Consider the following 21,369-nt stretch of genomic DNA (forward strand, 5'->3'; position numbering starts at 1 on the left):
GAGACGAATTCATGTCACCACAAGCTTCGATTATTAACATCAATGAATCCAATCTGCACCAGACGCTGGAACAGTCGATGTCCCTGCCGGTACTGTTCTACTTCTGGTCCGAGCGCAGTCAGCACTGTCTGCAACTGACGCCAATCCTGGAGCGTCTGGCGCAGGAGTATGCCGGACTGTTTATTCTGGCGAAGCTGGATTGCGATGCCGAACAGGCGGTAGCCGCCCAGTTTGGCCTGCGCTCTATCCCAACCGTCTATCTGTTCCAGAATGGTCAGCCGGTTGATGGTTTCCAGGGGCCGCAGCCTGAAGAGGCGGTGCGCGCATTGCTGGCTAAAGTTCTGCCGAGCCCGGAAGAGATGAAAGCGCAGGAAGCCGTGGCGCTGATGCAGGAAGGCAAAATGATCGACGCGTTGCCGCTGCTGAAAGAGGCCTGGCAGATGAGCAAGCAGTCGAGTGAAATCGGCTTTCTACTGGCCGAGACGCTGATTGCGCTGAACCGCAGCGATGAAGCCGGGGAGATTCTGCAAGTGGTTCCGTTGCAGGATCAGGATACCCGTTATCAGGGGCTGCTGGCGCAGATTGAGCTGCTGAAGCAGGCAGCGGATACGCCGGAAATTCAACAACTGCAACAACAGCTGGAAGCCGAGCCGGAGAATGCTGAGCTGGCCGCCAAACTCGCCCTGCAACTGCACCAGGTTGGACGTAATGAAGAAGCGCTGGAGTTACTGTTTATTCATCTGAAAAAGGATATGAACGCGGCGAACGGCCAGGTGCGCAAAATGCTGCAGGAGATTCTGGCGGCGCTGGGCACCGGCGATGCCCTGGCGGCGAAATACCGTCGCCAGCTCTATTCGCTGCTCTACTAAATAGGCGAATCAAGCGGGCCGAAGCGACTCGGCCCGTTAATCTAACAGTCAGGAGGTTTAACTATGCTAGCCGTAATTCCGGTGCTGATTATACTGGCACTTATTGTCGTCTGGTCCGGCGTTAAAATTGTTCCACAGGGCTTTCAGTGGACGGTTGAGCGCTTCGGTCGTTATACCAAAACCCTCTCTCCCGGCCTGAACCTGATCGTGCCTTTTATGGATCGCATTGGTCGTAAGATCAATATGATGGAACAGGTGCTGGATATTCCCTCGCAGGAGATCATTTCCAAAGACAACGCCAACGTCACTATTGATGCCGTCTGCTTTATTCAGGTAGTCGATGCCTCGCGCGCCGCCTATGAAGTCAGCAATCTTGAGCTGTCGATCCTCAATCTCACCATGACCAATATCCGTACCGTGCTCGGTTCCATGGAGCTGGATGAGATGCTGTCGCAGCGCGACAATATTAATACCCGCCTGCTGCATATTGTCGATGAGGCCACTAACCCCTGGGGCATAAAAGTCACGCGTATTGAGATCCGCGATGTGCGACCGCCAGCAGAGCTGATTGCCTCAATGAATGCGCAGATGAAGGCGGAGCGAACTAAACGCGCTGATATCCTTGAAGCCGAAGGGGTGCGCCAGGCCGCGATTTTGCGGGCGGAAGGCGATAAGCAGTCCCAGATTCTGAAAGCTGAAGGCGAGCGCCAGTCGGCATTTTTACAAGCGGAAGCGCGCGAACGTGCCGCCGAAGCGGAAGCGCGCGCCACACAGATGGTTTCTGAAGCGATTGCCGCGGGCGACCTGCAGGCCATTAACTACTTTATTGCGCAGAAATATACCGATGCGCTGCAAAAAATCGGTTCAGCGAATAACAGCAAAGTCGTGCTGATGCCACTGGAGGCGACCAGCCTGATGGGGTCGATTGCCGGCATCAGCGAGCTGTTAAAAGAGAGCAAACAGGATCGGAGTAAGAACTGATGCTGGCTGAAATGATTGTTCATCCGCACTGGTTCTGGCTGACCTTAGGCGGGCTGTTACTGGCCGCGGAAATGCTCGGAACCAGCGGTTATCTGCTGTGGAGCGGCATTTCCGCGGTAGTGGTTGGGTTGCTGGTCTGGCTGCTGCCCCTGTCGTGGGAATGGCAAGGGGTAGTGTTTGCGTTGCTGATTATGGTGTCCGCCCTGTTATGGTACCGCTGGATGAAACAGCGCGACCGGCAACAGAAGCCTAATAACCTCAATCAGCGCGGCAGCCAGATGATTGGCATGCATCTGACCCTGCAGACCGCCCTGGCCGATGGTTTTGGTCATGTAAAGATTGGCGACAGCAGCTGGCGGGTTCAGGCCGATAGCGATCTGCCCGCAGGCTGTGAAGTCATCGTGGTGGCGGTCGAGGGGATTACCCTGCGGATCAGGCCCCGGATTTAACCACCGGTTTCACGCTGTGACAGCACCCGGCCAGATTATTAATAATCGGGCAATCGGCGCTGTCATCGCCCGGGCATGACGCCGCCAGTTCCAGCAGGCGCGTACGCATAATATTGAGTTCCCGGATATGCGCTTCAATTTCAGCGACTTTATCCAGCGTACGCGCTTTCACATCCGCACTGTGCCGCTCGGGATTATTGAACAGCGCCACCATTTCGCGACACTCATCCAGATTAAATCCCACCTGCCGTGACTGGCGCAACAGCATCAGCTCGTCAATATGCTTGCTGGTATAGCTGCGATAACCATTTTCGCTGCGCAGTGGCGGCGTCACCAGTCCCTTTTCCTCATAAAAACGGATAGCTTTACTGGTCAGGCCGGTTTTTTTGGCCACATCACTGATATTCATTCCCCTACCTCCCTTCCGGTACGTTATGTGGAATGCTACTTTTCGCGCCCTATACTGCACCGTTTTGCGCCGGGCTGTAAACAGAATGGCAGCCGGTCTGCTGGTTCTGTACCCCAGGTCACTCACTCAGGCAGAAATAAAACGCGGTGACGGTAAAAATCATGCCTGAGTAACGCGCAGACATCTCTCCAGCCACTGCTCACTTTTTGTGACGGCAAAACTGACTTCAAACCCTCAATTTATCTATAAATGACGGCATAATTTGACGTCACCGGTTGTTGCAACCCTGGCCCGGCGCATAACGGCGGGCCGATCGCATTATCACTATTTTCTATGACGCCTGCCGATAAATTCCTTTGCATATCAGCGGGTCATCGCTATGGTTATGCTCAGAAAGAATTCTGACCATACAGTCTGGTTGCAACTAACCCGGCGAAAACACAGGGAAAAATAATGCGTACTATCACCTTTGCACTGAGTGCCGCCTGCCTGTTACTGAGCCTGAATCACAGCGTACAGGCCAAAGAGTCGGTCCCCACGCCACTCGATCCGGGCGTTACCGTCGCACAGCTTGCGCAACAGGCGCCGATACACTGGGTCTCTGTGGCGCAAATCGAAAACAGCCTGCAGGGCCGCGCGCCGGTTGCCGTCGGTTTTGATATTGACGATACCGTATTATTTTCCAGTCCGGGCTTTTACCGCGGTCAGAAAGAGTTTTCCCCGGACAAACAAGACTATTTAAAAAACCCGGCGTTCTGGGAAAAAATGAACAACGGCTGGGATGAGTTCAGCATGCCGAAAGAGGTAGCGAAGAATCTGATTGCCATGCACCTCAGACGCGGCGACAGTATTTATTTTGTCACCGGGCGCACTCAGACCAAAAGCGAGACCGTCAGTAAAACCCTGCAGAATGATTTCCTGATCCCAGCGGCGGATCTCAATCCGGTTATTTTCGCCGGTGATAAAGCCGGCCAGAACACCAAAACGCAGTGGCTAAAAGATAAACAAATTAAACTATTTTACGGCGACTCGGATAATGATATTACGGCCGCACAAGCGGCGGGAGCACGCGGTATTCGCGTACTGCGCGCATCCAACTCCAGCTATAAACCATTACCCAAAGCCGGTTCATATGGCGAAGAGGTGATTGTTAACTCTGAATACTAAGATCATTGTCAGCTTAAATGGCGTGTCACAGGGATCAATGCGCGCCATTTTTATAAAGCCGCAATCGCCCCCATCATTGCCACCGTGACCGCGACGGCAAGGATCACCGTCGTGGCTACCGCGCCGCCGCCCACCGCCGCAGCGGTTTTTCCTTTTGACAGATCTTTTCTTTCCAGAGAGGAGAGTTCAGATAACGGAATAACCTGCCCGCTATTTCCTACAAGATAATTGGGTTCTATTTTTTGTACGGTAAGTTCTCCTTTACTGCCATCTTTTAAACTGTATTTAACCTTATCACCCACATACAACGGTGGTTGCATTTTATAATAAGTATAATCACTACCAGTATTTTCTTTATGAAGATTAATTGCATTATAAGATGTACAACCCGCCAGAAATAATGCCGATATCAAAATAACAGATAGCATCTTCATAACAGCCCCCTGTTCGGGAATATTTCAGCCGCCGATCTCTGCCGCGGCAGTGTGTATTGCTGAAAATACCCGTGTATCGCCGTCATACTGCAGGTTGCCGCTGAGCGGGCGATATCGGCCGCCAGTGTACGCCACAGAGGAACCCGCTCCCGGGAGAGAAAAGGCCGTTGCGCCAGATCATCAGGATAAATACTTGACCTTCCCCTTGATGGAAGGTTTAACCTTGAACTCAATCCCAGTGAATCTTAAGTCACGATGGGCAATCAGGAGCGATAACCATGTCACAAATTATTTTACTGGCGCTGGACGGCTTGTCCTGCGGCCACTGTGTCAAACGGGTGAAAGAAGCGCTGGAGCAGCGCGCCGATGTTGAACAGGCCGATGTCACCATTACCGAAGCGTGGGTAACCGGCGCAGCAACTGGCGAGGCGTTAATCGCCACCGTTGAGCAGGCAGGCTATCACGCCAGCCTGCAGCCGGGTGATAGCGACCCAAAATCTGATCCGTTGCCAGACTCAGCCATTCTGCCGGAAGCGCTGACAGCGGATATTCAACAGCTTCCGGCAGACCGCGCCACAGATAGCCATCAGTTATTAATCGACGGCATGAGCTGCGCCAGTTGCGTCAGCCGGGTACAGAATGCACTGCAACAGGTCGCCGGCGTCACCCAGGCGCGCGTTAACCTCGCGGATCGCAGCGCGCTGGTACTGGGTTCTGCCGCACCAGACGCACTGGTGCAGGCGGTGGCAGATGCCGGATATGCGGCGGAAGTGATTGAGGATGACCAGCTGCGGCGGGAGAAACAGCAGCATAATGCCCGGCTGGCGATGCGCCGATTTAGCTGGCAGTCAGCCGTCGCGCTGGCGCTGGGTATCCCGCTAATGCTATGGGGAATGGTCGGCGATAATATGATGCTGACCGCCGCCAACCGTAGTAGCTGGATGATCGTCGGTATCCTCACCCTGTTGGTGATGATTATTGCCGGCGGGCACTTCTATCGCAGCGCCTGGCGCAGTCTGCTGAAAGGCAGCGCCACCATGGATACGCTGGTGGCGTTGGGTACTGCGGCAGCCTGGCTCTATTCGATTAGCGTCAATATCTGGCCGGACTTTTTCCCGATGGCAGCTCGTCATCTCTATTATGAAGCCAGCGCGATGATTATCGGCCTGATAAATCTTGGCCATGCGCTGGAACAACGGGCGCGTCAGCGCTCGTCACAGGCGCTGGAACGACTGCTCGATCTTACTCCCCCTTCCGCCCGCGTTGTCACCGCCGCCGGCGAGAAAACCCTGCCATTAAATGAGGTGACGGCTGGCATGACCTTACGCCTGGCCACCGGTGACCGCGTACCGGTTGATGGCGATATCAGCGAAGGTGAAGCCTGGCTGGATGAAGCCATGCTGACCGGTGAGCCCGTTGCACAGCTGAAGTCGGTCGGTGACAGGCTGCATGCCGGTACTCTGCTACAGGATGGCAGCGTGCTGTTTACCGCCCGCGCCATTGGTAAAAACACCACGCTGGCGCGCATCATACAGCTGGTTCGTCAGGCACAGAGCAGTAAACCGGAAATCGGTAAGCTGGCCGATCGTATTTCGGCAGTGTTTGTGCCGGCCGTGGTGGCGATTGCGCTGATCAGCGCCGCCATCTGGTATGTCGTCGGGCCGCAGCCGCAAATGGTTTACACGCTGGTGATTGCGACTACGGTGCTGATTATTGCCTGTCCTTGCGCGCTGGGGCTGGCGACGCCGATGTCGATTATTTCCGGGGTTGGCCGCGCCGCCGAATTTGGCGTACTGGTACGCGATGCGGATGCCCTGCAACGCGCCAGCACGCTCGATACGCTGGTATTTGATAAAACCGGCACCCTGACCGAAGGCGCGCCGCGCGTCACCGGGATCATCACCTTTAATCAGACTGATGAAACCCAGGCGCTGCGCTGGGCCGCCGCGCTGGAGCAGGGTTCCAGTCATCCACTGGCGCGGGCGATTACTGAACGCGCCGCAGGGCAGACGCTACCGACAACAGAGCAATTTCGTACAATACGCGGTCTTGGGGTTAGCGGCACAATTGGCGGCATATCGTTGCTGCTGGGCAGTCATGCGCTGCTGCAACAACATCAGGTGGATACGACGGCAGCGAATGACGTGATTAACGCACAGGCAGAGAGCGGCGCCACTCCGGTGTTGCTGGCGGCAGAGGGTCAGCTGGTGGCGGTAATGGCCATCCGCGATCCACTGCGCGCCGGTAGTCGCGAGGCGTTGCAACGCCTGCGCCAGCTTGGCTATCGTCTGGTGATGTTGACCGGTGATAATCCGATCACCGCCAGTGCGATTGCGCGTCAGGCCGGGCTGGATCAGGTGATTGCCGGAGTACTGCCGGACGGTAAAGCACAGGCGATTATCCAGTTGCAACAGCAGGGTCATCAGGTGGCAATGATTGGCGATGGCATTAACGATGCTCCGGCGCTGGCACAGGCGGATGTCGGGATCGCGATGGGCAGCGGCAGTGATGTGGCGATTGAAACCGCGGCCATCACCCTGATGCGCCATGACCTGAACAGCGTGGTCGACGCGCTGGCGATTGCCAAAGCGACATTACGCAATATGAAGCAAAACCTGTTGGGCGCCTTTATTTATAACTCGCTGGGGATCCCGATTGCCGCAGGGGTGCTGTATCCACTAACAGGTACGCTGCTGAGCCCGGTAGTTGCCGGGGCGGCGATGGCGCTGTCGTCGATAACCGTCGTCAGCAATGCCAACCGGTTGCTGCGTTATCAGCCGCCAACCCGTTGATGTAGCGCTGTTCATCTGTCCGCTCAGCGGGGAGTATTGCGGCGCTTTCTTCTGTTCATCAGCCAGTTAAACCGCTAGCATGAATCTTTTGCAGGCATAAGGCGGAATAATGGGTAAATTGCTGCACAGAGTCAGCTCACTGTTCAGAGGACTCTCTCCGGTGAAGTACGCTTACCCGGCGCTGGATGTTTTTCTGCCCCCCCCGGTGCAGCTGCACCTGGTTGGCAGTATCCATATGGGTACCCGCGATATGATGCCGCTGCCCGCCCCACTGTTGCAGCGCCTTAATCGTGCTGATGCGCTGATTGTCGAAGCGGATATCACCGGTGGCGCATCGCCTTTCGCCCACAGCGAAACACATGCGCCACTGGAACAGCGCCTGTCAGCGCAGAATATGCAGACGCTGCTGCGTCTCTGTGATGAGTTGTCGATCAATGTGGAGATTATCGCCTCGTTGCCGGGCTGGCAGGTGGCGCTGATGTTACAGGCGCAGCAGGCGCAGCGCCTCGGATTGCGACCTGATTACGGTATTGACTATCAACTGTTGCAGGCGGCAAAACAGCACGGGCTGAAAATCATTGAGCTGGAAGGGGCGGGCGAGCAGCTCGAACTGCTGAAAGCCCTGCCGGATAACGGCATGCCACTGCTGGAAGATACGCTGCTGCACTGGCACACCAATGCCCGCTTGCTGCAAACCATGGTGAGCTGGTGGCTGGAGACGCCCCCCGATCGGCGTCAGGTAGCATTGCCAAATACCTTTAGCGGTGAATTAAATGATCTGTTAATGAATCAGCGTAACCAGCGCTGGTCCGATGCCTTACAGCGCTTACCCGCTGGCCGCTATGTGGTGGCGGTAGGTGCGTTACATCTCTATGGCGAAGGAAATTTGCCGGACTTACTGAAAGGCAGATAAAAAAAAGGCCAATATTTCTATCGGCCCGTCAAAGAGGAATTTTTTTATGATTTTGGTTATCCATAGCAAGTGACTTGCTGATGGGATGGCGATTGTCGCTCAAAGCCTGGATTTTCGCCAGTACTTTTCTTCACCAGCGAATATAAGAATTTTCCGACTAAGGACACGCAAATGACCCCGGCGGTTAAACTACTGGAAAAACATAAAGTCGCCTTTATCCTGCATCCTTACCAGCATGACAGCGATGAGACTAACTTCGGCGATGAAGCGGTACGTAAGCTGAATCTGAATGCCGATCAAGTGTATAAAACCCTGCTGGTGGCGATGAATGGCGATGCGAAAAACCTGGCGGTCGCGGTGACGCCGGTATCAGGTCAGCTGGATTTAAAAAAAGTGGCGAAGGCGCTGGGGGCGAAAAAAGTGGATATGGCCGATCCCCAGCTGGCGCAGCGCGTTACCGGCTACCTGATCGGTGGTATCAGTCCGCTGGGACAGAAAAAACGTCTGCCCACGGTGATTGATCATCTGGCGACACAGTGGCCGGCGATCTATGTTTCCGGCGGCAAACGCGGGCTGGATATTGAGCTGGCGGCCAGCGATCTGGCGCGACTGCTGGACGCCACGCTGGCGGATATTGCGCGTCGCGACTAATCCTGACGCTGTGCGCAGAGTTGATCGATCATCCAGCGCCCTGCCGGACCCGGCGGGGATCGCTTAGACCACACGGCATCAACCTCAATACGCTGTGGCCAGCCGTTAACCGGCAATTGCGTTAGCACCTGATGACCAAACTGCTCCACCAGCCAGCGCGGCAAAATACTCCAGCCAAATCCCTGCTCCGCCATCTCCAGCAGTAACAGATAAGACGGCGACGACCAGACTTTGCCAGGCAGAGGTTCACTGTCATTTTGCGCCCAGGTATTCAGCCGCAGCTGACGTTCCACTATCAGCTGGCTGCGGCTGACGCTGCTCTGCCGTGCCAGCGCATGATCCTGATGGATATAGATCGCCATTTGCGCCTGCACCTGTAACCGCGAGGAAGCAATATCCGCGGGTAACCGGGGCTGGACCCGCACCACACCAACCTGCGCCCGTCCGGTTTGCAGCAGATCGATAACATCAGCGTCCTCAGCAATCATGCAGTCAAACTCAATCGCCGGATAACGCGCGGCAAAACGCTTCAGCAAGGATTCATGATGATCCGCCTGCCAGCAGTCGGAAATCGCCATACCGAGATAAGGTTCCACCTCCCCCGCCAGCCGCACCGCCAGTTCATCCAGTCGCTCGCTGGCGGCAAGAATTTCCTGCACCTGCGCCAGCGCGCGCCGGCCCTCTTCGGTCAGTACCGGCTGGCGTCCGACGCGGTTAAACAGGGCGAACCCCAGATCGGTTTCCAAATTCGCTACCGCGCTACTGATGGTGGACTGGCTTTTACCTAACGCCCGTGCCGCCGCCGAGAAAGAACCACTTTCAACGGTCTGGACAAAGGCCTGCAGGGATTCGGGTGAATAACGCATCGGCTTCTATCGCTTTTATCGATGGATACTCATTTTATCTTAGCAGTTAAAACGATGATAATCGCCAGCGAAACCCTGAAAGGAGCCCAATATGCGTACCAGGACACTGAAAGAACGATTTTTACATGCTGCAGGCTTTGAGGTGCTGGCGATTTTAACCGTCGCTCCGCTGGCGGCCTGGATAATGGACAAACCGCTGTTTCAGATCGGGGCGCTGGCGATCATGTTATCGACCATCGCAATGGTATGGAACATCATCTATAACCGCGCGTTTGATGGTTTTTATCCGCCGGACAAGGTGAAACGCGCTGTCGGTTTGCGCATTCTGCATGCGCTGGGATTTGAAGGCGGATTTATCGTTATCGGTCTGCCGCTGGCGGCGTGGGTGCTGGAGATTAGTCTGCTGCAGGCATTGCTGATTGAAGTGGCCTTCTTCCTGTTCTTCCTGCCTTATACCATCGCCTATAACTGGTTGTGGGATATCCTGCGGCAAAAACTGCTGGCGCGTCGGGCATGTGAAGTTTGAGGTGATCAGGAGCGGCATCTCTGCCGCTCCTGAACCTCGGGTTACAACGCCGCCGTGGTTATTTTTGGCACTTTATGCGCCGGCGCTGTCTGCGGCTGGGCCGACTTCTCCTTATCTTTCTCTTTTGCCTGCTTCTGTTCGGCGCTGAGATAGACAATTTCACCATGTGGGGCAAACTTCGCCGCATCCAGTGGTGAATTCTGCTGAATAAACTGCTTCAGCACTTCCGCATCGACAAAACCGGTATTCACATAGCCAGGCAGAGTGGAGATCACCGGATAACCATCCCCCCCGGTGGCATTAAAACTCAGCGTCGCCATGCGGTAGGTCTTATCCATTTGCAAAGGTTCCCCTTTGATTTTAATGTCGCTGACCCCTTCCCCATCGGCAACCAGGCTAACATTGGCGAACTGTGCGTAGGCTCCGGAGTCCACCTGCTTATTGGCCACCACCGCCAGGTATTTCGCCACCTCGCTGCCTTTCATATCGACATAGGTTAGCGTGTTGCCAAACGGCTGCACCTTCAGCACATCTTTATAAGTGATCTGCCCTTTTTCAATCGAGTCGCGCACCCCTCCGCCGCTCATCACGGCAAAGTCCGCCTTGGTGCGATCCATCTGACCCGTCAGGATCAGACGCGCCAGGTTGGTTTGCACAAAGCGCACCTTACTGCGATCCCCTTCCAGATGGTCGTTAACACTGCCGATCTTCACATTTAACTGCGCTTCACCTTTTTTCTGGAAAGGCGTCAGCAACTTCATCATCGCCGGATTTTTTTCAATTTCCTGGGTGTAGTTAACCCAGCTCTCCGTGCCGTCACTGTTTTTCACTTTATGCTTCAGATTGACCGGCAGTAGCGCGTAATGCTGCAGCGTCAGCTTACCGTTGAGGAAAGTGAAATCCGCGCGGCCAACATATTTGCCCCACTCGTGGGCCTGCACAATCCAGGTACCGTTCTGCCGATCCGGCGCACAGGGGGTGCCCGGCACATAGTTAACCTGTTTCACATTGGCGCTTGCCATACACACCGGGTCCTGCGAGTGACCACCGACAATCATATCGAGATAACCTGCCGGCAACTCACGCGCCATCTCCACGTCACCCGGCGCATTAGAACCGTGCTTACCGTTATCGTAGTGGCCCATATGCGTGGCGGCGATAATGACATCCGGTTTCTCTTTGGCACGCAGCGCCTCAACCACTTTTTTCGCTTCACTGGCAGGTTTACGGAACTCCATATCGGTAAAATATTCCGGATTGCCGATTTTCGCCGTGTCATCGGTAGTTAAACCGATAACGGCGATTTTTAGCCCCATGCGGTTAAACAGCGCATAAGGCTGAAACAGGCGTTTGCCGGTGCTTTTCTGATAGATATTGGCTGAGAGCAACGGGAACCTGGCCCATTTTTGCTGCTGATGTAATACCGAAAGCGGATTATCAAATTCGTGGTTACCGATCGCCATTGCATCGTAACCAATCAGATTCATACCGCGGAAATCGGGCTCGGCATCCTGCAGATCGGACTCCGGCACGCCGGTGTTGATATCACCACCGGAGAGCAGCAACACCGCGCCGCCATGGGCCTGCACATCATAGCGGATACTGTCCACCAGGGTTTTCTGCGCCGCCAGACCATACTCATCGTGATCGTTATTCCAGAAACGTCCATGATGATCATTGGTATGCAGTACGGTAAATTTATAGGTGTGGTCTTTTTCCCACGCCTGGGCCAGCATCGGTGCGGCCATTAATGATAACAACAGGGTTCCCAGCACCGTTTTTTTTGTCAAACGCACAATCGATCTCCTTTTCAGCAATGCCATCTCATAATCGCGCCAGTGTAGACCGCTATACTTCAGGCTGCATCATTGTTGACTGCGTTGAGGCAGCGCGAATGATTCAGGGTACAGACCGTCAGAGCAGATAACATCAACGCTTTCATTATTTTTGCCATCCGTTACGGATTATGCCGCAGTTTTATGACCATACCCAGTCAGCATTGTTATAGTTAAGCCTGTAATCGCACTCACAGCCATTACATTGCCGACGGCAACCGGCTGGAATAATGCTGATGTAATACTCAACCCAATAATCATTCTGTCCTCCACATAATTCAGGTTAATTAATGGCAAGCGAGCAAACCTTATCCGCATCTCCGGCTGCGCCGCGGCGTACTGCCTTTGGTGTACTGGGCGCAATCAGCCTGGCACATTTGTTAAACGATATGATTCAGTCGCTGATTCTGGCCATCTACCCACTACTGCGCAGCGAGTTCTCCCTGAGCTTTGTGCAGATCGGCCTGATCACCCTCACCTTTCAGGTCACCGCCTCCCTGCTACAGCCATTAATTGGCCACTATACCGACAAACATCCGCAGCCGTGGTCGCTGCCAATTGGCATGGGATTCACCCTGTCAGGCTTGCTGTTACTGGCCGTTGCCAATAATTTCCCGCTGATTCTGCTGGCCGCCGCGCTGGTCGGCACCGGGTCATCGGTGTTCCATCCGGAATCGTCGCGCGTGGCGCGCATGGCATCCGGGGGCCGCCACGGTCTGGCGCAGTCGCTATTCCAGGTGGGCGGCAATCTTGGCAGTTCCCTCGGCCCACTGCTGGCGGCATTAATTATCGCGCCCTACGGCAAAGGCTATGTGGCGTGGTTTACCCTCGCCGCGCTGCTGGCGATTGTGGTGTTGCTGCAAATTAGCCGCTGGTATCAGCATCAGCGTCGGGCGGCCGCCAGCCGCCCGGTCAGCGTGGTGAAAAATCCGTTGCCGCGCCAAAAAGTAGTGCTGGCTATCAGCATTTTGCTGTTACTGATTTTCTCTAAGTATTTTTATCTGACCAGTCTCAGCAGTTATTACACCTTTTATCTGATGCATAAATTTGGTCTGTCGGTACAGGATGCGCAGCTGCATCTGTTTGCTTTTCTGTTTGCCGTCGCCGCCGGGACGGTCATTGGCGGACCGCTGGGCGATAAAATTGGCCGCAGATATGTTATCTGGGGATCGATACTCGGCGTGGCGCCCTTTACGCTGTTACTGCCCCATGCTTCCCTGGCGTGGACCGGCGTGCTGAGTGTGATTATCGGGTTGATCCTTGCTTCGGCTTTTTCCGCCATTCTGGTCTATGCGCAGGAGCTGTTGCCCGGGCGTATCGGCATGGTATCCGGGCTGTTTTTCGGTTTTGCTTTTGGTATGGGGGGCATCGGCGCGGCCGTGTTAGGGCTGGTTGCCGACCACAGCAGTATTGAGCTGGTCTATCAAATCTGCGCTTACCTGCCACTTCTCGGTATTCTTACTGCTTTCCTGCCGGATAATCGGCACAAATAGTCCCTTTACGCGCCGGATATGTGCGGATAGCAACGCCGTTTTATACGATAAAATACCGTCTGTTTTACAATGAGTGGGAGAAATCCCGCTCATCTGCCAAAAACGTCTCCATTTTCATGTTTATTGCAATTATCACCCTTATTGGCAAGCGCGCGCCAGAAATATGCCATAAACTGGATACTTACAACCGGACACATTTGCTTACCCCCATCGTCACCAAAGTCGCAGCCACGCCGGGGGAGACAAGGAGGCAGGCATGCACCACACCACACCGCTTATCACGACAATTGTCGGAGGCCTTGTTCTCGCTTTCCTCTTTGGCATGCTGGCTCACCGCCTGCGCATTTCACCTTTAGTGGGTTATCTGTTAGCTGGCGTGCTGGCTGGCCCTTTTACCCCGGGTTTCGTAGCAGATACCAACCTCGCCCCGGAACTTGCCGAACTCGGCGTGATCTTGTTGATGTTCGGTGTTGGTCTGCACTTCTCCCTGAAAGATTTAATATCGGTAAAATCCATTGCCATTCCCGGCGCTGTGGCGCAGATTGCCGTCGCCACCCTATTAGGTATGGGGTTGTCATGGAGCCTTGGCTGGTCATGGGTCACCGGTTTAGTGTTTGGTCTCTGCCTCTCGACCGCCAGTACCGTGGTGTTACTGCGTGCGCTGGAAGAACGCCAGTTGATTGACAGCCAGCGCGGACAAATTGCTATTGGCTGGCTGATTGTTGAAGATCTGGTGATGGTGTTAACCCTGGTATTACTGCCCGCTATTGCCGGGATGCTGGATAAAGGCAATGCCAGCTTCGCAATGCTGGCGTGGGATCTGCTGCTGACCATCGGTAAGGTGGTGGCATTTATGGTGCTGATGATGGTGGTCGGCCGGCGCGTGGTACCGTGGATTCTGGCGAAAAGCGCCGCCACCGGTTCGCGCGAACTGTTTACCCTCGCGGTATTAGCCCTGGCGCTGGGTATCGCCTTTGGCGCCGTGGAGTTCTTCGATGTCTCCTTTGCCCTTGGCGCCTTTTTTGCCGGTATGGTGCTGAACGAGTCGGAGCTCAGCCATCGGGCGGCGCACGATACGCTGCCGCTGCGTGATGCCTTTGCCGTGCTGTTCTTTGTCTCGGTCGGCATGTTGTTCGACCCGATGATCCTGATCCAGCAGCCGCTGGCGGTACTGGGCGCCCTGGCGATTATTGTGCTGGGTAAATCGCTGATTGCCTATTTGCTGGTGACGCTGTTTGGCCATTCACGCCGCACCGCGCTGACCATCTCCGCCAGTCTGGCGCAAATCGGTGAGTTCGCCTTTATTCTCGCCGGGCTGGGTATTTCTCTCGGTCTGCTGACTGCCGAAGGACGTAATCTGGTGCTGGCGGCGGCGATCCTGTCGATTATGCTCAATCCGATTTTGTTTACGCTGCTGGAACGCTATCTGGAGAAAACCGAGACCATTGAAGAGCAGACCATGGAGGAAGCAATTGAAGAAGAGAAGCAGATCCCGCTGGATATCTGTAATCACGCGCTGGTGGTCGGCTATGGTCGCGTCGGCAGCCTGCTCGGTTCGCGTTTAATGGCCGCGGGCGTGCCGATCGTGGTGGTGGAAAACTCGCGACCACGCGTTGAAGCGCTGCGTGAACAGGGAATTAAAGCGGTGCTGGGTAATGCGGCGCGCGCCGATACTATGGAGCTGGCACGCCTTGATTGTGCCCGCTGGCTACTGCTGACCATTCCTAACGGCTACGAAGCGGGCGAGATCGTCACTGCCGCCCGCGAAAAGCGCCCGAATATTGAGATTATCGCCCGTGCGCACTATGACGATGAAGTGGAATATATTATCGAGCGCGGGGCCAATCGCGTGGTAATGGGCGAACGCGAGATCGCCAATAGTATGCTGGAGATGCTGCAGCTTGACGTTCAGGGCGCTAGCGGTAGGGGCGACATTCATATCGCCCACGCAGAGGATTAGCAGCGGCTCCCCTGCGCGCCGCCATTACCGTTCCCAGTATGCCTCTTCCAGGCTATCTTCACGCTCCGGCAGGCCACGGGTTAAACGCGGCGAGTGCTGGTTTAATACCTGATAACTGACGCGGTTGGCGTATTTACATACCTGCGCCAGCGACGAGTAAGTCAGATAGTTGCGCCCGTGCTTACTGGAGTTCGGCACATTGCTGCGATGATAGTTATTGGCGGTAATGTCATGCAACAGTGCCGCCAGCGCGCCATCACCGGCGCCATTGGTATTCATGATTTTTTCCGGCCCACCCATATAAGGGGCGATATGCGAGAAAATACGCAGCGGCTGCTGGCAATCCTGATAACGCATGGCGCGGCTGAATTCGTACTGGTTAAACTCCGGGATCGCCCCCGGCAGTAGCGGATGGTTGGTCTTCCGCTTACCTTCGTCCTCGGTAAAGCCAGCCATATACAGACCATTCGGTCCGGCGGTACACAGCACCAGATCTACCCAGTCCAGCGCCTGGCTGGACGCCTGCAGCGGATCGCTAAAGCCGGTCAGTTCGCAGGCTTCATCTTCATTCATCGCCACGATCGATACATGGTCGCGCAGAAAATCGCGCCAGAACGGCGGGTTATCGGCAATCACATATTTGGTCCCCAGCGTCAGCACCACCGGCACATTGTGCTTTTTCGCCAGTTCGATAGCTTTCATCGTCGCCTGCGGCATCGGTTCGCCCGGCTTGCAACGCACCAAATACGAGGTCAGCACCAGCGCGGAAGCACCGGCAATCACCTGTTCAGGAATACTCTCTTCGCGCAGCTGATTCATCATGCCAGGGCTAATGGCAAAGGTGCGCTCGCCGTTCTCGCCAATCAGGGTAAAACAGCGACCAATCGCGCCATCGACACCCTGCAGATAGTTAAGATCGGTGCGGCTGGAGGTATTACACAGGTAACGGTAGGCGTAGCCGCCAATCTGCACATTGCTGCACATGACGCCGAGCAGCACCGAACGGTCGTCGGCCAGTACCGAGTAGTTATGCAGAGTATTACCGATGGTGCCGCCGGCAAACTGATGGCTGATGAGCTGGTCGCGCATCAGCTCGCTATACAGCGCTTCCGCCACGTCATCTTCAATCACCAGTGAATGACCGCGACTCAGCCCATAACGCGCAACAAAGGCATCATCCACTTTCGCTTCAATATCCACCAGCGTCTGATCAATACCCACCACCCAGCTACTGCCATGCTCATTTTCCGGCTGAAGTTGGGGTTGCAGTAGGGGATCGCGGGCGCTGACGGGAAAGTAGTGTTTGGATTTGCGTTTGCCGGGAAATTTCATCATCGATAGCTTCAGAAGTATTCAGGCCGTGAATAATAACATATTCACGGCCGCTGCTTTAGCCAACTTCCGCTACCGAGGGGGGATCAGCGCTGACGCTTAACCAGTTCCACCATCATATCGATATGTTCGGCATCATCGTTCAGCGCCGGAATATATTCAAATTTGCTGCCGCCGGCGTGGATAAAGAATTCGCGGTTCTGTTCGCTGATCTCCTCAAGGGTTTCAAGGCAATCAGCGGAGAAGCCGGGGCTCATAATCTGAATATGCTTCACTCCTTTTGCCGGCAGCGCTTTCAGCGTTTCATCGGTGTAGGGTGTCAGCCACGGCTCACGACCAAAGCGCGACTGGAACGTCATCATCACCTCCCCCGCACTCAGACCCAGCGCCGCCGTCAGCGCCGCGCTGGTATCGCGACAGCGTTGCGGATAGTCATCACCTTCATCGGCAAAACGTTGCGGAATACCGTGGAACGACATCACCAGCAGATCGGGTTTGCCGTGGATGGCGAAGGAGCGCTCAACCGAGGCTTTCAGCGCCGCAATATACGCCGGATGCTCGGCATAATCGCGAATAAACTGTACATCCGGCAACGAGCGGTAGGCGGAGAAGACTTCGGTTAAACCATCCCATACCGCAGCAACCGTTGAGCAGGAGAATTGCGGATACAGGGGTAACACAATCAGACGCGTCACTCCCTGCGCCAGCAGATCGTCTACCGCGCTTTTCAGGCTCGGATTACCGTAGCTCATCCCCAGCGCCACCGGTATATCCAGTCGCGCCGCCAGCGCATCACGCTGACGCTGACTATAGACCAGCAGTGGCGATCCCCCCTCCATCCACACCGAGGCATACAGTTTTGCCACGCGCGGCGAACGGATTGGCAGGATCACCCCATTGAGAATCGGCCACCATAGCCAGCGCGGCGTATCCACCACTCTGGGATCGCTGAGAAATTGTTTCAGATAACGTTTTACAGCTGGCGCATCAGGCGCATCAGGCGTACCTAAATTCACCAGCAATACGCCGGGTTTATCTTGCCTCATTGTTATTCCTTTGCCTGGCATAGAGAGGGAGAGATTAAAACGAAAGTGATTGTAGCGAAAAAAAGCGGGGGATAAACCGATTGCTGCAAAAGGGCCAGGCGAAACCTGGCCCGAAAAACGATTAACCGAGGATTTTTGCCAGCTCGGCGCTGACTTCAGACACTTTACGCGTGCCGTCAATTTTGTGGTAAGCGGTGTTGCCGGCGGCGGCGTCTTTGCTGTAGTAAGCAATCAGCGGCGCGGTCATCTGATGGTATTCCACCAGACGCTTACGTACGGTTTCTTCCTGATCGTCTTTGCGCGTGGTCAGCTCTTCGCCGGTCACGTCATCTTTACCTTCTTCTTTCGGTGGATTGAAAGTGACATGATAAACCCGGCCTGATGGCGCATGGACGCGGCGACCAACGATGCGCTCAACGATCAGTTCGTCAGGTACCGCGAACTCCAGTACATAATCAACCTTGATGCCCGCTTCTTTCATCGCATCAGCCTGAGGGATGGTGCGCGGGAAGCCGTCTAACAGGAAGCCATTGCGGCAATCTTCTTGCGCAATTCGCTCTTTAACCAACGCAATGACCAGCTCATCGGTGACCAGTTTGCCAGCATCCATAATCTCTTTGGCTTGTTTACCCAGCTCACTACCCGCTTTGACTGCTGCGCGTAACATATCACCGGTGGAGATTTGCGGAATACCGTATTTCTCCATAATGAACTGAGCCTGAGTACCTTTTCCTGCGCCCGGAGCGCCGAGCAGAATAATACGCATTGCGTAAATCCCCTTGCGAATCGCATTGAACTAACGAATAAGGTCAAGAACATACCACTAAGCCCCGATATCCACAAGAAAACGGGCGCGGAACCGGCAGTGCCGTTCTGGCGTAGCCGGTGACTCCCCTTCCCTATAAACAGTATGCATTCAGCGGGTTAACCAGGGTTATTCTGCTCAGGCAGTGGCCGAATTAACCCCTGCAAACGAGCGGGTTTTCAGACTAGCGACATAGCTTAGCGAGCTGGCCATAGCTGCCTCAGCCGCGCTTTTACCTGCTCACTGCTATCCAGCGCTATTTTACCCTCGCCACGCTGCCGGCAACTGATACGCAGCGTACGCATATGGGAAAAATAGCTGACATCGGCGGATTTAATCCGGCTCTGCTCCGCCTCAGTTAACCCCGGCAGATTAAAGCAGCTAAATGGCAGCCGGGGGTCGCTGGTGGAGAAAAAATCCATCCCACAGAGATCCGCCAGTTTTACGCTTCCCGCCTGCGCCACATTGTAAGGCTGCCAGTGATCGCTGCGAATATTGATCAGCGCATCCTCCAGCGGTTTGGCTAATACCGTCGAGGCTTCGAACAACAGTAATTCGCTGCGCAACAGGGTGCTGAATTCAGCGGTGCGCAGGGCAATAAGCGCCAGCCCGGATGTCAGCGCCGCATGCATATGCAGCGGTGCGACAAAAATCGCACTGTCACGCACCAGTTCTTCATGCAGCATAGTGGCAAAGCTGTGACAACCATCCACCACCCCTTTCCCCGCCGAGTTATACAGAGAGTTAACCTGGCCGCTATAAGGATTGACATGGGCAATCAGCGGAACATTGCCCGGCGCACCGATGCGTGTCGCCGATGGCAGCAGCAGTTCACTGACCTGTTGCTGACTTGCCTGGCGCGCAGCGCAGCGCGCCACTTCCTGTTGGTGAAACAGTTGCGTCAAAATCACCAGAGCGACACGCACCGACTGCACAAAAAAGATATCGTGATTCTCCAGCTTATACAGGCGAGAAAGCGTCTGACGCAGTTCATTGCGCATCGCGCTGACCCGCTGCTCAGGCGGTTCGCCGGAAAGCGTTAATCGCCCCGGAGGTAAAGAAGATGTGTCCATTAGTTGATTAACTCTTGCTGATAAAGCAGTGCCATCACACAGTCACGAAGCAGTGCGCTCACGCTGACATGGCAAGGGGGGTGCCGGTGGGTCACCCAGGCGATTTCTGCGATCCCGGCCGATACATCGGGTATACCTATGATGCCGAGGTGATAAATATGGTGCTCGCGCATCCCCGGAGCACCGCTGTAAAACAGTCCAAATGGCCGGCAACGCCCGGTCTGAACGCCCAGCGTCGGTTCAATCAGCCGCTGCAGACAGTGCTGATGGTCCTCTCCGCGCAGCGGCTGGCCACCGGGTAAGGTAAAACTGCGGCTTTGCGGCAGACGAACCAGCAGCAGAGCGCGCTGCTTAACGATCACCGCGCCACAGTCGATAGCCACCGGCCCGCTGCGGATTGCGGCGGGAAGTAACGCAACTCGATGCATGGTTGTTATTTTTCTTGTGATTTTTTGATGTAGTAACGCTGATGCGCACGATCCCTGGTGCTGGCAAAAAAATCAACGCACACAGAGCATTACTCGTGAACGCGTTTATTTCTGCCGCTAAGAGTAGGAGAATATGGCTGGACTTTAAAATGATATAAACAGACACTTCCTGTTAGTTTTTCTAACAAGGACCCAATCCATGGCCGGCCTTCCTTCGTTACGCGCCCTGCGCTATTTTCAGCAGGCGGCGCTGCATAATAGTTTCAGTCTGGCGGCACAGTCACTTAACGTTACCCACAGCGCCATCAGCCATCAGATTAAGCAACTGGAAGAGTGGATAGGTAAGCCGCTGTTTATTCGCGCCAATGGCCGGGTGCAGTTAACCGCCGACGGTGAGCGCCTGAAAGCGAGTAGTACCCGGGCATTCCGGGAAATTGAAACCACCTGTGAGAAAATATCCCAGCGTGACAACTGCAGCCTGACGGTCTCCTGCGCCCCCAGCTTCCTCGCGCAATGGCTGATCCCGCGGATCAGTCGTTTCAGCAAACTGCATGCTAATATTACGCTGAATTTTCAGACGCATATGGATGTGGATAAAGTGCGCAACGATCAGACTGATGTGCTAATCCTCAGCCACGAGCAGTCATCCCACGAAGATATCGCCAGCACGCTGATTACTGTCGATTATATTGGTCCTATTTGTTCAGCGGATTTTGATCAGCCGGTTGGCTACGACGCTGATTTCACCCATCTGCCGTTACTGCATGCTGATACCAAACGCCATGCCTGGGCTGAGTGGGCAGAAAAAACCGGCGCCCGCGGCGATTTTTGGGCTGGCCGCTATTTCGATAATCTGACGCTCGGTATCCAGGCGGCGCGTAATGGTTTAGGTCTGATGATTACGCCGCGGATCCTGGTAAAAAAAGAGCTGGAGGACGGCACACTTATTGCGCCAGTGGGGTTCGTTGCGATGGATCGCGCTACCTGGATGATGGTGAAGCAGGCGAGGAAAGATGAGCCGGAAATTGCGCTATTTCGTCACTGGTTATTAGATGAGGCGGCAAGCGGGGAATAATAGCGGGAGCCCTTAATATTAATAATATTAAGGGAGCCATTAATGGCTCCCCTACATCAGGAGGCAGATATTCTTCTGTAGGGGCGGCATTTATGCCACCCGTATCAATGACTTGCACTGCTGCCACCTTCGGGACGGCAGCCATAAATGGCTCCCCTACATCAGGGCGGCAGATATTCTTCTGTAGGGGCGGCATTTATGCCGCCCGTATCAATGGTTTGCACTGCTGCCACCTTCGGGACGGGAGCCATTAATGGCTCCCCTA

20 protein-coding genes are annotated in these 21,369 nt (G+C 54.9%); 11 read left to right on the forward strand and 9 right to left on the reverse strand.

What is annotated here, in order from left to right; translation table 11 throughout:
- Positions 1-11 precede the first annotated feature (11 nt).
- The 3 genes from JWF83_RS22510 (at position 12) to JWF83_RS22520 (ending at position 2,299) form a co-directional block, all read left to right on the forward strand.
- The gene (locus JWF83_RS22510; protein ID WP_413652740.1) at positions 12-869 is read left to right on the forward strand and encodes a co-chaperone YbbN; all 858 of its coding nucleotides are present in this window, start codon (positions 12-14) and stop codon (positions 867-869) included.
- 63 nt (positions 870-932) lie between these two features.
- Positions 933-1,850, forward strand: coding sequence for an SPFH domain-containing protein (locus JWF83_RS22515; protein WP_413652741.1), 918 nt, complete (start codon positions 933-935; stop codon positions 1,848-1,850).
- Positions 1,850-2,299, forward strand: a complete 450-nt coding sequence (locus JWF83_RS22520) for an NfeD family protein (RefSeq protein ID WP_413652742.1) — start codon at positions 1,850-1,852, stop codon at positions 2,297-2,299. Before JWF83_RS22515 ends, JWF83_RS22520 begins: the two co-directional genes overlap by 1 nt.
- Here the strand turns inward: JWF83_RS22520 and cueR are convergent.
- Positions 2,283-2,708 (reverse strand): Cu(I)-responsive transcriptional regulator, encoded by a 426-nt coding sequence (gene cueR / locus JWF83_RS22525; protein WP_413652743.1) that lies wholly within the window; start codon positions 2,706-2,708, stop codon positions 2,283-2,285. The genes JWF83_RS22520 and cueR overlap by 17 nt on opposite strands.
- Before the next feature lie 453 nt (positions 2,709-3,161).
- Here cueR and aphA point away from each other — a divergent pair, with 453 nt between their 5' ends.
- Positions 3,162-3,875 (forward strand): acid phosphatase AphA, encoded by a 714-nt coding sequence (gene aphA, locus JWF83_RS22530; protein WP_413652744.1) that lies wholly within the window; start codon positions 3,162-3,164, stop codon positions 3,873-3,875.
- A gap of 50 nt (positions 3,876-3,925) precedes the next feature.
- Here aphA and JWF83_RS22535 read toward each other — a convergent pair whose 3' ends face one another.
- Positions 3,926-4,309: a hypothetical protein gene (locus JWF83_RS22535; protein ID WP_413652745.1), complete on the reverse strand. Its 384-nt coding sequence runs from the start codon at positions 4,307-4,309 to the stop codon at positions 3,926-3,928.
- A 278-nt stretch (positions 4,310-4,587) separates the two neighbouring features.
- Here JWF83_RS22535 and copA point away from each other — a divergent pair, with 278 nt between their 5' ends.
- The 3 genes from copA (at position 4,588) to ybaK (ending at position 8,665) form a co-directional block, all read left to right on the forward strand.
- Positions 4,588-7,101, forward strand: coding sequence for a copper-exporting P-type ATPase CopA (gene copA / locus JWF83_RS22540; RefSeq protein ID WP_413652746.1), 2,514 nt, complete (start codon positions 4,588-4,590; stop codon positions 7,099-7,101).
- A gap of 109 nt (positions 7,102-7,210) precedes the next feature.
- Entirely contained in the window at positions 7,211-8,014 is an 804-nt protein-coding gene (locus JWF83_RS22545; RefSeq protein WP_413652747.1) for a TraB/GumN family protein, read from the forward strand.
- Positions 8,015-8,185: 171 nt separating this feature from the next.
- The gene (gene ybaK, locus JWF83_RS22550) at positions 8,186-8,665 is read left to right on the forward strand and encodes a Cys-tRNA(Pro)/Cys-tRNA(Cys) deacylase YbaK (protein ID WP_413652748.1); all 480 of its coding nucleotides are present in this window, start codon (positions 8,186-8,188) and stop codon (positions 8,663-8,665) included.
- Here ybaK and JWF83_RS22555 read toward each other — a convergent pair.
- Positions 8,662-9,531 (reverse strand): LysR family transcriptional regulator, encoded by an 870-nt coding sequence (locus JWF83_RS22555; protein WP_413652749.1) that lies wholly within the window; start codon positions 9,529-9,531, stop codon positions 8,662-8,664. The genes ybaK and JWF83_RS22555 overlap by 4 nt on opposite strands.
- A 91-nt stretch (positions 9,532-9,622) precedes the next feature.
- Between JWF83_RS22555 and JWF83_RS22560 the strand changes: the two genes are divergently transcribed.
- Positions 9,623-10,057, forward strand: a complete 435-nt coding sequence (locus JWF83_RS22560) for a multidrug/biocide efflux PACE transporter (protein WP_413652750.1) — start codon at positions 9,623-9,625, stop codon at positions 10,055-10,057.
- 41 nt (positions 10,058-10,098) lie between these two features.
- Here the strand turns inward: JWF83_RS22560 and ushA are convergent, their stop codons facing one another.
- Complete coding sequence (gene ushA / locus JWF83_RS22565; RefSeq protein ID WP_413652759.1) at positions 10,099-11,847, reverse strand: bifunctional UDP-sugar hydrolase/5'-nucleotidase UshA; 1,749 nt, start codon at positions 11,845-11,847, stop codon at positions 10,099-10,101.
- A 335-nt stretch (positions 11,848-12,182) separates the two neighbouring features.
- On the opposite strand from ushA, the gene JWF83_RS22570 reads away from it, so the two are divergent.
- Entirely contained in the window at positions 12,183-13,385 is a 1,203-nt protein-coding gene (locus JWF83_RS22570; RefSeq protein WP_413652751.1) for an MFS transporter, read from the forward strand.
- Positions 13,386-13,641: 256 nt separating this feature from the next.
- Complete coding sequence (ybaL, locus tag JWF83_RS22575) at positions 13,642-15,345, forward strand: YbaL family putative K(+) efflux transporter (protein WP_413652752.1); 1,704 nt, start codon at positions 13,642-13,644, stop codon at positions 15,343-15,345.
- A 24-nt stretch (positions 15,346-15,369) separates the two neighbouring features.
- On the opposite strand, the gene JWF83_RS22580 is transcribed toward ybaL, so the two are convergent.
- The 5 genes from JWF83_RS22580 to JWF83_RS22600 form a co-directional block, all read right to left on the reverse strand.
- Positions 15,370-16,677 carry an inosine/guanosine kinase gene (locus JWF83_RS22580; protein WP_413652760.1) on the reverse strand — a complete coding sequence of 436 codons (1,308 nt, stop codon included), beginning with the start codon at positions 16,675-16,677 and terminating at the stop codon, positions 15,370-15,372.
- An 86-nt stretch (positions 16,678-16,763) separates the two neighbouring features.
- The gene (gene hemH / locus JWF83_RS22585; protein WP_413652753.1) at positions 16,764-17,723 is read right to left on the reverse strand and encodes a ferrochelatase; all 960 of its coding nucleotides are present in this window, start codon (positions 17,721-17,723) and stop codon (positions 16,764-16,766) included.
- Positions 17,724-17,844: 121 nt separating this feature from the next.
- Positions 17,845-18,489: an adenylate kinase gene (adk, locus tag JWF83_RS22590; RefSeq protein WP_413652754.1), complete on the reverse strand. Its 645-nt coding sequence runs from the start codon at positions 18,487-18,489 to the stop codon at positions 17,845-17,847.
- 236 nt (positions 18,490-18,725) lie between these two features.
- Complete coding sequence (locus JWF83_RS22595; RefSeq protein WP_413652755.1) at positions 18,726-19,601, reverse strand: DUF6024 family protein; 876 nt, start codon at positions 19,599-19,601, stop codon at positions 18,726-18,728.
- A complete protein-coding gene (locus JWF83_RS22600) occupies positions 19,601-20,029 on the reverse strand; it encodes an NUDIX domain-containing protein (RefSeq protein WP_413652756.1) in 429 nt (142 codons plus the stop codon). Before JWF83_RS22600 ends, JWF83_RS22595 begins: the two co-directional genes overlap by 1 nt.
- Positions 20,030-20,228: 199 nt before the next feature.
- Between JWF83_RS22600 and JWF83_RS22605 the strand changes: the two genes are divergently transcribed.
- Entirely contained in the window at positions 20,229-21,104 is an 876-nt protein-coding gene (locus JWF83_RS22605) for a LysR substrate-binding domain-containing protein (RefSeq protein ID WP_413652757.1), read from the forward strand.
- Positions 21,105-21,369 lie beyond the last annotated feature (265 nt).

The sequence above is a fragment of the Pantoea sp. B65 genome (genome assembly GCF_047308185.1).
Lineage (GTDB): Bacteria > Pseudomonadota > Gammaproteobacteria > Enterobacterales > Enterobacteriaceae > Erwinia.